The 11271-nt window shown below is 75.0% G+C and carries 13 protein-coding genes; 8 read left to right on the top strand and 5 right to left on the bottom strand.

Annotation, left to right across the window (positions count from 1 at the left end):
- Window positions 1–91 precede the first annotated feature (91 nt).
- The 3 genes from ACZ6X9_RS11230 to ACZ6X9_RS11220 all read left to right on the top strand — a co-directional run bounded on the left by ACZ6X9_RS11230 (window position 92) and on the right by ACZ6X9_RS11220 (window position 3244).
- Window positions 92–1690, top strand: coding sequence for an ABC-F family ATP-binding cassette domain-containing protein (locus tag ACZ6X9_RS11230; protein WP_469777734.1), 1599 nt, complete (start codon window positions 92–94; stop codon window positions 1688–1690).
- Between the two features lie 420 nt (window positions 1691–2110).
- On the top strand, window positions 2111–2332 hold the full coding sequence (locus ACZ6X9_RS11225; RefSeq protein WP_030366669.1) for a helix-turn-helix domain-containing protein: 222 nt from the start codon (window positions 2111–2113) through the stop codon (window positions 2330–2332).
- A gap of 120 nt (window positions 2333–2452) precedes the next feature.
- Entirely contained in the window at window positions 2453–3244 is a 792-nt protein-coding gene (locus ACZ6X9_RS11220) for an enoyl-CoA hydratase/isomerase family protein (RefSeq protein WP_469777733.1), read from the top strand.
- Between the two features lie 117 nt (window positions 3245–3361).
- On the opposite strand, the gene ACZ6X9_RS11215 is transcribed toward ACZ6X9_RS11220, so the two are convergent.
- Both ACZ6X9_RS11215 and ACZ6X9_RS11210 read right to left on the bottom strand, forming a co-directional pair.
- Entirely contained in the window at window positions 3362–4210 is an 849-nt protein-coding gene (locus ACZ6X9_RS11215; protein ID WP_469777732.1) for a hypothetical protein, read from the bottom strand.
- A gap of 73 nt (window positions 4211–4283) precedes the next feature.
- Window positions 4284–5198, bottom strand: coding sequence for a hypothetical protein (locus ACZ6X9_RS11210; protein WP_469777731.1), 915 nt, complete (start codon window positions 5196–5198; stop codon window positions 4284–4286).
- A gap of 233 nt (window positions 5199–5431) precedes the next feature.
- On the opposite strand from ACZ6X9_RS11210, the gene ACZ6X9_RS11205 reads away from it, so the two are divergent.
- The 5 genes from ACZ6X9_RS11205 to amaP are packed head-to-tail and all read left to right on the top strand — an operon-like array spanning window position 5432 to window position 7849.
- A complete protein-coding gene (locus tag ACZ6X9_RS11205) occupies window positions 5432–5902 on the top strand; it encodes an Asp23/Gls24 family envelope stress response protein (protein WP_469777730.1) in 471 nt (156 codons plus the stop codon).
- A 60-nt stretch (window positions 5903–5962) separates the two neighbouring features.
- Window positions 5963–6166 (top strand): hypothetical protein, encoded by a 204-nt coding sequence (locus ACZ6X9_RS11200; RefSeq protein ID WP_171171412.1) that lies wholly within the window; start codon window positions 5963–5965, stop codon window positions 6164–6166.
- Between the two features lie 21 nt (window positions 6167–6187).
- The gene (locus ACZ6X9_RS11195) at window positions 6188–6583 is read left to right on the top strand and encodes a hypothetical protein (RefSeq protein WP_469777729.1); all 396 of its coding nucleotides are present in this window, start codon (window positions 6188–6190) and stop codon (window positions 6581–6583) included.
- Window positions 6580–7245 carry a DUF6286 domain-containing protein gene (locus ACZ6X9_RS11190; protein ID WP_469777728.1) on the top strand — a complete coding sequence of 222 codons (666 nt, stop codon included), beginning with the start codon at window positions 6580–6582 and terminating at the stop codon, window positions 7243–7245. Before ACZ6X9_RS11195 ends, ACZ6X9_RS11190 begins: the two co-directional genes overlap by 4 nt.
- Window positions 7246–7252: 7 nt before the next feature.
- Window positions 7253–7849, top strand: coding sequence for an alkaline shock response membrane anchor protein AmaP (gene amaP, locus ACZ6X9_RS11185; protein WP_469777727.1), 597 nt, complete (start codon window positions 7253–7255; stop codon window positions 7847–7849).
- 378 nt (window positions 7850–8227) lie between these two features.
- Here the strand turns inward: amaP and ACZ6X9_RS11180 are convergent, their stop codons facing one another.
- The 3 genes from ACZ6X9_RS11180 to ACZ6X9_RS11170 all read right to left on the bottom strand — a co-directional run bounded on the left by ACZ6X9_RS11180 (window position 8228) and on the right by ACZ6X9_RS11170 (window position 11184).
- The gene (locus tag ACZ6X9_RS11180) at window positions 8228–8983 is read right to left on the bottom strand and encodes an SDR family oxidoreductase (protein ID WP_469777726.1); all 756 of its coding nucleotides are present in this window, start codon (window positions 8981–8983) and stop codon (window positions 8228–8230) included.
- Window positions 8984–9030: 47 nt separating this feature from the next.
- The gene (locus ACZ6X9_RS11175) at window positions 9031–10017 is read right to left on the bottom strand and encodes an SURF1 family cytochrome oxidase biogenesis protein (RefSeq protein ID WP_469777725.1); all 987 of its coding nucleotides are present in this window, start codon (window positions 10015–10017) and stop codon (window positions 9031–9033) included.
- Window positions 10018–10149: 132 nt separating this feature from the next.
- Complete coding sequence (locus ACZ6X9_RS11170) at window positions 10150–11184, bottom strand: DEDDh family exonuclease (protein WP_469777724.1); 1035 nt, start codon at window positions 11182–11184, stop codon at window positions 10150–10152.
- Window positions 11185–11271: the final 87 nt, after the last annotated feature.

Raw genomic sequence — 11271 nt, 5'->3', positions numbered from 1 at the left:
CCCGCGCGGCAGTGTTCGCCCCCTCCCCGGCCCCAGCGGCACCGGGAGGTGTCCCCCTCGACCGCCGTCCCACCCGCCCAGGAGTAGTCCCGTGATCACCGCCTCCGGCATCGAGCTGCGCGCCGGCGCACGCGTCCTCATCGAGTCCGCCAGCTTCCGTATCGCCAAGGGCGACCGCATCGGTCTGGTGGGCCGCAACGGCGCGGGCAAGACCACCCTCACCAAGTGCCTGGCCGGCGAGGGCATCCCCGCGGCCGGCACCATCAGCCGTTCCGGCGAGGTCGGCTACCTGCCGCAGGACCCGCGCACCGGCGACCTCGACGTCCTGGCCCGGGACCGCATCCTCTCCGCGCGCGGCCTGGACTCCGTCCTCCGCAAGATGCGCGAGAACGAGGACCGCATGGCCAACGGCCAGGGCGCGACCCGCGAGAAGGCCATGAAGAAGTACGAGCGGCTGGAGACGGAGTTCCTGACCAAGGGCGGGTACGCCGCCGAGGCCGAGGCCGCGACCATCGCCGCCAGCCTCGGCCTGCCGGACCGCATCCTCGGCCAGCCGCTGCACACCCTCTCCGGCGGTCAGCGCCGCCGCGTCGAGCTCGCCCGCATCCTCTTCTCGGACGCCGACACCCTGCTCCTCGACGAGCCGACCAACCACCTCGACGCCGACTCCATCGTCTGGCTGCGCGACTACCTGAAGACCTACCGCGGCGGCTTCGTGGTGATCTCCCACGACGTCGACCTGGTCGAGACGGTCGTCAACAAGGTCTTCTACCTGGACGCCAACCGCTCCCAGATCGACGTCTACAACATGGGCTGGAAGCTCTACCAGCAGCAGCGCGAGGCCGACGAGAAGCGCCGCAAGCGCGAGCGGCAGAACGCCGAGAAGAAGGCCGCGGCCCTCAACTCCCAGGCCGACAAGATGCGGGCCAAGGCCACCAAGACCGTCGCCGCGCAGAACATGGCCCGCCGCGCCGAGAAGCTGCTCGCCGGCCTGGAGGCCGAGCGCGTCTCCGACAAGGTCGCCAAGCTGCGCTTCCCCGACCCGGCGCCGTGCGGCAAGACCCCGCTGATGGCCGAGGGCCTGTCCAAGTCCTACGGCTCGCTGGAGATCTTCACCGACGTCGACCTGGCCATCGACCGCGGCTCCCGCGTGGTCATCCTCGGCCTCAACGGCGCCGGCAAGACCACGCTGCTGCGCCTGCTGGCGGGCACCGAGAAGCCCGACACCGGCCGGGTCACCCCGGGCCACGGCCTCAAGCTCGGCTACTACGCCCAGGAGCACGAGACGCTGGACCCGGACCGCACGGTCCTGGAGAACATGCGCTCCTCCGCGCCCGACCTCGACCTGGTCGAGGTCCGCAAGGTGCTCGGCTCCTTCCTGTTCTCCGGCGACGACGTCGACAAGCCCGCCGGCGTGCTCTCCGGCGGCGAGAAGACCCGGCTGGCCCTGGCCACCCTGGTCGTCTCCTCCGCCAACGTCCTCCTCCTGGACGAGCCCACCAACAACCTCGACCCCGCCAGCCGCGAGGAGATCCTGGGCGCGCTGCGCACCTACAAGGGCGCGGTGGTCCTGGTGACGCACGACGAGGGCGCCGTCGACGCGCTCGAGCCGGAGCGCATCATCCTGCTGCCGGACGGCGTCGAGGACCTGTGGGGCCCGGACTACGCGGATCTGGTGGCCCTGGCCTGATCCGCCGCGGATCCGGCGGCCCTCACCCCGGGGGCGCCGGTCCGCCCCCGCGGAGCCGCCCCGGTGGCCGGCCGGGCTCCGTTGATCAGTGCCGTCCCGATCATTCGGCCGATGCGTGATCCTTCATCTGAGTGAGGGCGGCTCATCCCCCGGTGTGGTGGAACGCTCCGGCGCACGCACCGCAAGCGGCACCCGGTGCCATTCGCCCCCGCACTCCCCGGCCCCGCCCTGACCTGCCGCTTTCGTCCGCCACCCGGACGGACGTACGGGCCCGAGAAGCCGGAATCGCCTGTTCCAAGCGACTTCCACGGCCCGGATCGCGGAAACCTTCTGTCATCGACCTTGCCGAATGGGTGGCCAGGATCCCGGCAAGGGGTGATCATGAGAGACAAGAGGCGCATCTCCCATGAGGAGGCACGGGTGGCCGAGACTCTGAAGAAGGGCAGCCGGGTGACCGGCGCCGCGCGCGAAAAGCTCGCGGCAGACCTGAAGAAGAAGTACGACTCCGGTGCGAGCATCAGGGCGCTGGCCGAAGAGACCGGCCGCTCCTATGGCTTTGTCCACCGGATGCTCAGCGAATCCGGCGTGATCCTGCGGGGTCGCGGCGGTGCGACGCGTGGCAAGAAGGCCGCCTCGGCCTGACACCGCGCACCTGTCGGGCACCGAAAGCATGGGCAGTGCCACCCGGTCGGCCGTTCGACCGGCCGGGTGGTTACTGTGCAGTCACTTATCAGCGACTGCATGCCGATACCGGAGGCTCCCATGACCGCCCCGCAGGCCCTGCTCGACCAGGACGGCGTTCGGCTCACCGTGGACGACGCGGTGGCCACCGTCACCCTGGCCAATCCCGCCAAGCGCAACGCCCAGTCGCCCGCCCTGTGGCGGGCCCTCACCGAGGCCGGGCGGCTGCTGCCGGGCAGCGTGCGGGTCGTGGTGCTCCGGGGCGAGGGCAAGTCCTTCTCCGCGGGCCTCGACCGGCAGGCCTTCACCCCCGAGGGCTTCGACGGCGAGCCGTCGTTCCTCGATCTGGCGCGCGGCACGGACGCCGACCTGGACGCGGAGATCGCCCGCTACCAGGAGGCTTTCACCTGGTGGCGCCGGAACGACGTCGTCTCCATAGCCGCCGTCCAGGGGCACGCCATCGGCGCGGGCTTCCAGCTCGCCCTCGCGTGCGACCTGCGCGTCTGCGCGGAGGACGTCCAGTTCGCCATGCGCGAGACCAGCCTGGGCCTGGTCCCCGACCTCACCGGCACCCGGCCGCTCGTCGAGCTGGTCGGTTACGCCCGCGCGCTGGAGATCTGCGCCACGGGCCGTTTCGTCCACGCCGAGGAGGCCGAGCGCACCGGCCTGGCCAACCTCGTGGTCCCGGCCGCGGAGCTCGACGCGGCGGTGGCCGACCTCACCGCCGCCCTGCTGGCGGCCCCGCGGAACGCGGTCGTCGAGACCAAGGCCCTGCTCCGCGACGCGGCCGGCCGCACCTACGACGACCAGCGCGCCGCTGAGCGCGCCGCTCAGGCTCGGCGGCTGCGGGACCTGGCGGGGCTGGGGGAGTAGGGGAAGCCCCCTGGGGGAGTCTGAAGGCAACCGCGCGGAGCGCGGTTTCGGGGGTGTGGGGGCTTGCCCCCGCAGGAAACGGTGAAAGGGCGGGACGGGGGCCCACGCCCCCGGTTCTCAGCCGCGTACCCGGACGCCGTACCGCTTCCGGAGGAACCTCAGCTCCCACAGGGCCACCGCCGTCACGGACACCGGACCGCCGAGGAACGCGGCGACCCGCACCGCCGGCGGCCCGTTCGGCAGGCCGTCCCCCACGGAGAGCAGGCTGAGGGCCCACACCAGGACCACCGTGAGGACGGCCGGCAGGGCGGCGTGCACGTCGGCGGTGTTGAACGCGTACCGGGCGGCCGCGCCGGTGGCGAAGACGATGAACAGCGCCAGCCACATCGTCACGGGGGCCACGACCAGGGCCAGCAGTCCCGTCCACCGCCCGAGCGCCCCGGTGCCGTTGAGGTAGGAGAAGCCCAGCAGGCAGCCCGCCAAGGCCAGGACCGCGCCCACGTACCAGCCGACGGCCTTCAGCGGGTACCGCAGCCGTGACCGCAGCGTCGGGCGGCGGTGCGGCGGCGCGTAGCGGATGAAACAGGCGACGACGACCGGGCCGAGCAGGATCATCACCACCGGCGCCAGGAAGTGCTTGCCCACCCCGTCGTCGACCACCGCCGACCAGCCGCCGTCCACTCCGTAGACCGAGACGAGGCCGAAGGTCGCCAGGGCGCCGAGCAGCGCCCGCGCCCGCTGCACCCGGGTGATCAGCGGATCCTCGACCCGGCCGGGCCCCGCCGCGGCGAAGACGTCCCGGGCCTTGCGGCGCGCGGAGCCGAAGACGCCCCCGAGGCAACCGCCGCCGAGGCAACCACCCCCGGCACAGCCGCCCCGGCGGCGGGCCCCGCCGCCGGGGCGGTGGGGCGGCGGCTGCGGCGGTGGCCAGGGCGGTCCCGGATAAGGTCGTCCCGCGTACGTCATGACGGAGCGTCATCCCCCCTGGAATCCGGCCCATCGGACGCCGGCCCCTCCCCTGGGGTCGACGCACCGGATTCTAAGCGCTGTCCCCGCGCCCCTGCGCCCCCTGTGACCTCTGCCGTACCGCCTCCGGGGGCACCTTTCGGTGGTGCGCGTGCGGACCCCCGTCGTCCGCCTCCGTCGGGTCGACGGCCGTGACGACCACCGCGACCGGCGCCGGTGCGACCGCGGCGCGCACCGCCCGGACGACGTCAGCCGCCCGGTGCCCGCCGGCGACGGCGATCTGCACCCGGGCGGCGGGATCCCGGCCGCCGCCGAGCACCGCGTGCTCCCGGGCCACCCCGGGGGCGGCGAGGGCGGCGGCCCGCAGGGCATCCGCGGGACCGGTGGCGGATGGCGGGGCGGGGGCCGGGGGCTCGTCCGCCTCCCCCTCCCTCTCCTCCTCCGTCTCCGGGGTCCTCTCCGGCGCCAGGTCGGGCAGGACGTCCGTTACCCTCAGGTCGATCGCCGCCCACTCCAGTCCCAGCCGTTCCTCGGACACCGCCCACAGTGCGGCGCGCAGCCGGTCCGCCGTTTCGCGCAGCGGCTCGTGCGGGACGTCGTGCGTGAACTCGTGGGGGAGGGCGCCGGGAGTGAGCGCCGCGGTCAGATCCGCCACGCAGCGCAGCGGGCCCGGCGGGAGCGCGCCCGGGGGCGCGGGGCACCCGGACGGCGGTACGGCACCGGACGGAGTACCGGCCGCCGTGACGCGGAGGGCCCCGAGCCGGACGCCCGCCACCCCGCGGGCCGCCCGGCGCAGCACCCCGGCCACCGCCTGCTCGGTGATCCAGGCGCCGTCGGCCGGATCCCCCAGGGGCAGCAGCGCACCGAGGCCGAGCTGCCGGCGGACGGCGCGGACGAGCGCGTCCCGGGAGTCACCCCCTCGGTCGCCGTTGCCGTTGCCGTCGCCGTCTCCCGGCCGGTCCGGCCCGGTCTGTGTCTCCACGGTCATCCCGGTCATCCCTGTCGTCCCACCGCCGTCGTCCGTCCCCGGAGGGCACCAGCCTGCCGTATTCCGTGCCGGGCGGCGCGCCGGACGGCACGGAACACCGGATGGACGCCCGGGATGCCGCGCACGCCGCGAAACTCCCCTCAACAGGGCCTATGGTGGCAACAGGATCGGTGACGCTTTCCCTCCCCTTCTCGTCCCTCGGAACTTTTCCTTCGGAAGCGAGGCGAACGACCATGACCGACACCGCAGGACGCGGCCGGGCCGAAGGGCCGGGCCCGGACGGCCGCGAGGGCGGCGCCAAGGAGTTCGTGGCCCCCGGTGACCGGGGCCGTACCACCATCGCCGACGGCGTGGTCGAGAAGATCGCCGGAATGGCGGCCCGGGACGTGCTCGGCGTCCACGCCATGGGCGGCGGGCTCGCCAGGACCTTCGGCGCGGTCCGCGACCGGGTGCCCGGCGGCGGCAAATCCGTCACGCGTGGCGTGAAGGCCGAGGTCGGCGAGGTGCAGACCGCGCTCGACCTGGAGATCGTCGTCGACTACGGCGTCGCCATCGCCGATGTCGCCCGCGCCGTGCGCGAGAACGTGATCTCGGCGGTGGAGCGGATGACCGGCCTGGAGGTCGTCGAGGTGAACATCGCGGTGAGCGACGTGAAGCTGCCGGACGAGGAGGACGAGGAGCCGGCGCCGCCCAGGATCCAGTGAGGCATACCGGCCGGCCCTCCCCGGGCCGGCCCGCCCGTCCGACTCGTTGAGGAGCGCACGATGAGCATGGCCGTGGTCGGCTTGATCGTCGGCATGGCGCTGGGATTCGCCGGGTACTTCGGCGGGTTCGGCGCCTTCCTGCTGGTGGCGGCGCTGGGCGCCGTCGGGTTCGTCGTGGGCCGGTTCCTTGAGGGGGACCTGGAGCCCGGCGACTTCTTCCGGCCGCGTGACCGCGACCGTGAGCACGACGGCCGGCGGAGGTAGGCGGTGCCGGGAGGGCGGGCCGTGGAACCGGCCGCACGCGGGGCGACCCGGATCGCCGACCGCGTCGTCGCGAAGATCGCCTCGCAGGCCGCGCGCGAGGCGCTCGACGAGGAGCCGGACGGGTCGGGCGGGACCGGCGGGCCGGGCGACGAGTTCGCCGGAGCCGACGGGGGTGCGGACGGCCGGCGCACGCCCCCGTACGCGTCCGTGACCGTCCACGAGGAGACGGCGCGGGTCCGCGTCTCGGTCGAGCTCGGCTATCCGGCGGACCTCGGGGCGCGGTGCCGCGCGGTCCGCCGGCGGATCGTCGAGCGGGTACGGACGTTGGCGGGCATGGAGGTGCCGGAGGTCGTGGTCACGGTGGAGCGGCTGCATTCGCCGCACATGGAGCGCGGCGCGGTGGAGCGGGTCCGATGAGCGGTCCCGCGGCTCCCGGGCCGGACCCGGTGGCACCGGGCCCGCCGGCATCGGATCCGCCGGCACCGGGCCCGGTGGAGCCTCCCGGTTCCCCCGAGGGCCCGGAGCGGCCGGACGCCGGACGCTCCGGACGGTTCTGGTCCGCCCGCCGGCTGCCCGCGGCGCTCGTCGCGCTCGCCGTACTGGCCCTCGCCGGCTTCTTCCTCTACGACGTGATCGCCGTCCGCGCGGGCCACCCGGCCATGGGCTGGCGCCGGCGGCTCGCCCGCGAACTGGCCCACCGGCACCTCGACGACGGCTGGATCGTGACGGGCGCCGTGCTCGCCCTGCTGGCCGGGGTCTGGCTGATCGTCCTGGCGGTCACGCCCGGCCGGCGCGGCGTGCTGCCGATGCGCCGCGAGACCCCCGACATCCGTGCCGGGCTCGACCGCCGGGCGGCGGCGCTGGTGCTCAGGGACCGGGTGATGGAGGTGCCCGGTGTGCAGTCCGTCCGGGTCGAGGTCGGCCGGCTCACCGTCCGGGCCCGGGCCCAGGCGCACTTCCGGGACCTGGACGAGGTCCGTGGCGACGTGGACGGCGCACTTGCCGACGGGGTACGGGAGTTGGGCCTCGCCCGGCGTCCCGTCCTCTCGGTCCGGGTGCGCCGGCCGGCGAGGCGGTGAGCGTACGGTGTTGAGGACCGTCAACCGGGTGCTGCTGGGCCTGACCGGGCTCCTGCTCGCGGCCCTCGGCGCCGCCGTGCTCGTCGGCGCCCTGGACCTGCCCCTGCACTGGGACTTCTCGCTGCCGTCCGACTGGCCGTTCACCGGCCCGGACGACGTCCTGCTCACCGACGGCGACCGGCGCCGGTGGCGGGGCCGCGACTGGTGGTGGCCGGTGGTGCTCGGCGTCCTCGCCGCCCTGGTGCTGCTCGCCCTGTGGTGGCTGCTCGCCCAACTGCGCCGGCGCCGGCTGCGCGAGATCGTGATCGACTGCGGCGACGGAGAGGTGGCCCGGCTGCGCGGCCGGGCGCTGGAGGAGGCACTGAGCGCGGAGGCGGCGGCCCTGGCCGGCGTCGACCGTGCCCGCGTCGTCCTCACCCGCCGCCGGGGCCACCCGGAAGCCCGCGTCACCCTGACCCTCGCCCCCCACGCGGCCCCCGCGACGGCCCTGCGCCGCCTGGACACCGAGGCCCTGCACCACGCCCGCACGTCGACCGGCCTCCCCCGCCTGCGCGCGAAGGTTCGCTTGCGCGCGGTGCGGCACCGGGCGGAACGGGTGGGGTAAGGGCGCGGGGCCGCGCCCCCGCCGCGGGCGGCCGGGGCGTCCGGCCGGCGCCTGCCCGCGGGCCGTACCGACCGCGAACCGCCGCGGCGGGCGCTCGGCGTCGGCCGCCGCCTGCTGCCGCTGATCGGCGACGCGGCCGCCTTTGAACGGGTACGGCCGCTCCCGCGCCTTGCCGGGCCCTCCGGGCGCCCACCGGCCAGGCCCGGCCGGTGGGGCGCGGGCCGGTCGCGGTGGGAAGGCCGGTGCCGTGCGGGACAGGCGGGGCTTCCGGGCTCGCCTGGGGGCGGCCCGCGCCCCGAGTCGCGGCCCGCGCCCCGAGTCGCGGGCCGCGCGCCTCGCGCCCCTCCCGCCGCCGACAGGGGAGCGCCCCGCACCGGGTCAGAAGCCGTGCCGTGCCCCGCCGTCGACCGGGATCATGACGCCCGTGAGGTACGAGGCGGCGGGGGACAGGACGAAGGCCGCCACCGTGCCGAATTCCTCCGGGGTGCCGTAGCGGCGCAGCGGGATCGCCTCCGCGCGGGCGGCCCTGGTCGCCTCGGGGTCCTCGGTGAGACCGTCGAGTTCGCGGACCCGGTCGGTGTCGATGCGGCCGGGCAGCAGGCCGACGACGCGGACGCCGCGCGGGCCGAGCTCCGTCGCGAGGGACTTGGCGAAGCCGGCCAGGCCCGGCCGGAGGCCGTTGGAGACCGTGAGGCCGGTGATGGGCTCGTGGACGGACGAGGAGAGGACGAAGGCGATCACGCCGCCCTCGGACAGCTCCCCGGCGGCGGTCCTGGCGAGCCGGACCGCGCCGAGGAAGACGGACTCGAAGGCCGCCCGCCACTGGTCGTCGTCGTTGTCGGCGAACCGGCCCGTCGGCGGGCCGCCGACGCTGACGAGGACGCCGTCGAAGCGCCCGAAGCGTTCGCGGGCGGTGGCGATGAGCCGCCCGGCCGTGGCGGGGTCCGCGTTGTCGGCGGCCACGCCCACCGCGGCGGGGCCGAGTTCCGCGGCGGCGGCCTCCGCCGCGGCCGCGTCCCGGCCGGAGAGCACCACGCGGGCTCCGTCGGCCACCAGCCGGCGGGCGGTGGCGTTGCCCAGCCCGCGGGTCGCGCCGGTCAGTACGTACACCCGGTCCCTGAGTGCAAGATCCATGCGGCCAGTGTGCCGGGCGGGGAACGGCTTGTCAGGGGGTGAAGCGATCAGTCCGAGGCGGGAGGGGCCGAGGTGGCTCCGGCCTTGGGCTGGGGGTCGGGCTGGGCCTCGGGGTCAGGCTGGGGCTTGGGATCGGGCTGGGACTTGGGATCAGGCTGGGTTTGCGACTCCGGCTTCGCGGCCGAGGCCGATCCCGTCGAGCCCGCCGACCCCGTTGAGCCCTCCGAGCCCTCCGAGCCCTCCGAGCCCTCCGAGCCCGCCGGGTCCGCCGAGCCCTTCGCCGCGGCGGCAGCGGCCGCCGCCTGGTCGCGGCGCTCGCGGCGGACCAGGATGACCCAGCCGACCGGCACGAACGCCGAGAACAGCCACCACTGGACGGTGTACGCCATGTGGTTGCCGATGCTGCTGTGGTCGGGGTCGTCGATGGTCTGCGGCTGGCCGTCGGGCGCGGGGGAGATGAGCTCCAGGTAGCCGCCCAGCATCGGGCGGTGCAACTGCTCGCCCTGCCGCCGGCTGTTGATGATCATGATCATCCGGGGCGGCAGCCCCTTGGTGTCCCGGATGCCGCTGCCCGGGTCCTCGTCCGCGCGCAGGCGTCCGACCAGGTCGATCGTGCCGGACGGCGGGGCGGGCACCTTGGGGAACTCGCGCTGGCCGGCGTCGGCCGGCACCCAGCCGCGGTTGACCAGGATCGCCTTGCCGTCCTCCAGTACGAAGGGCGTGATGACCATATATCCGGACTTGCCGGAGTTGTCGGTGCGGAGCCGCGCCACCACCTCGCCCTTGACGTCGTACCGCCCCCGGGCGGTGCCCCGGCGCCAGACGTTCTCGCCGGGCACCTCGCGCCCGGGCGCGGTGAGTTCCGTGACGGGCGCGGGCGGGCGGGTGAGGCTGCGTTCGATGCGGTTGTTGCGCGCCACCCGTTGCTCATGGCGATGGAGCTGCCAGAAGCCCAATTCGATCATCACCGGGATGAGGACGAGCCCCACGAGCGTGAGGATCACCCACTGCCGGGTCAGCAGGAAGCGGTACACCCGAGTGACGGTACCTGGTGACCCCGCCCGCCCGGTCACGGGGTGCCGGGCCACCGGGTCGCGGCGCACTCGGTCCGGCGCACTCGGCCCCGGCGCACTCGGCCCCGGCCTACCCGGTCACGGCGCACCAGGTCACGGGGTGCCGGGCCGCCGGGTGCCGGGCACGCCCGAGCCGGCGTCCGCCGGGACGACGTGCGAGAGCAACTGGACGAAGACGGCCTCGTCCACCACGGGCGTCCCGAACTGGCGCGCCTTCACCGTCTTCGAGGTGTGGGCGTCCGGATCGTTGGTGACCAGCAGGCTGGTGAGCCGGGACAGGCTCGTCGCCACGTGCAGTCCGGCCTCCGTGGCGCGGTCCTCCAGCAGCTCGCGGTCGATGGAGGTGTCGCCGGAGAACGCCACCCGCATGCCCTGGATGAGCTGTTTGCCCGGTTCGTACCGCCCGGGGTTGGGGTACGGGCAGGCCGGGCGGCGCCGGCTGGGCCGCCAGCTCGCCGGACCCCCGTGCCGCCGGTCCGGCTGGTAGCCGACCGTCGCCGAGCGGACGGCCGCGGGCCCGTCCGACCACTCCGTCAGCGGCTGGCAGGCCAGCAGCGGCAGCCGCAGCCCCGCCTCGGCCGCCAGGTGCAGGCTGGGCCGGAACGCCTCGGCCAGCACCCGCGCGTCGTCCAGCGCGTGGTGCGCCTGCCGCTGCACCACCCCGTAGTGCGCGGCCAGCGACTCCAGCTTGTGGTTGGGCAGCGGCAGCCGCAGCTCCTTGGAGAGCGCGATCGTGCACAGCCGCTGGCGCACCGGGGCCTCGGCCCGTGCCCGGGCGTATTCCCGGGCGATCATGGACCAGTCGAAGGCCGCGTTGTGCGCGACCAGGACCCGCCCGTCGAGCCGGCGCGCGAAGTCCTCCGCGACCTCCTCGAACAGCGGGGCGTCCGCGAGGACTTCGGAGGTGAGCCCGTGGATCCACACCGGCCCCGGATCGCGCCGCGGGTTCACCAGCGTGTACCAGGTGTCCTCCACCCGGCCTCTGGCGTCCAGTTGGTACACGGCGGCCGACACTATGCGGTCGTCCCGGGCGAGACCGGTGGTCTCGACGTCGACGACCGCGTATCCGTCGGGATACGCGGCCGGCCACGAGGCGGGCGATGCGGCTGCGGTGCGGTCTTCGAGCATGGTCCCAGAGCTTACGGGCCCCCACTGACAGCGAGCCCCGGCCCCCGCCCCCGACCGCTCCGGCGGCCGTCCGCCGCTCCGGGGCGC

It is taken from the genome of Streptomyces sp. NPDC052910 (genome assembly GCF_055585605.1).
Note: the sequence above shows the minus strand (reverse complement) of the source record. Positions and strands in the feature narration are given on the sequence as shown.

Bases quoted from the DNA above. Each gene is read 5' to 3' on its own strand.
- ACZ6X9_RS11180 (WP_469777726.1), bottom strand. From the start codon at position 8,983: ATGGATCTTGCACTCAGGGACCGGGTGTACGTACTGACCGGCGCGACC.
- ACZ6X9_RS11170 (WP_469777724.1), bottom strand. From the start codon at position 11,184: ATGCTCGAAGACCGCACCGCAGCCGCATCGCCCGCCTCGTGGCCGGCC.
- ACZ6X9_RS11220 (WP_469777733.1), top strand. From the start codon at position 2,453: ATGACCGCCCCGCAGGCCCTGCTCGACCAGGACGGCGTTCGGCTCACC.
- ACZ6X9_RS11190 (WP_469777728.1), top strand. From the start codon at position 6,580: ATGAGCGGTCCCGCGGCTCCCGGGCCGGACCCGGTGGCACCGGGCCCG.
- ACZ6X9_RS11210 (WP_469777731.1), bottom strand. From the start codon at position 5,198: ATGACCGTGGAGACACAGACCGGGCCGGACCGGCCGGGAGACGGCGAC.
- ACZ6X9_RS11200 (WP_171171412.1), top strand. From the start codon at position 5,963: ATGAGCATGGCCGTGGTCGGCTTGATCGTCGGCATGGCGCTGGGATTC.
- ACZ6X9_RS11205 (WP_469777730.1), top strand. From the start codon at position 5,432: ATGACCGACACCGCAGGACGCGGCCGGGCCGAAGGGCCGGGCCCGGAC.
- ACZ6X9_RS11215 (WP_469777732.1), bottom strand. From the start codon at position 4,210: ATGACGTACGCGGGACGACCTTATCCGGGACCGCCCTGGCCACCGCCG.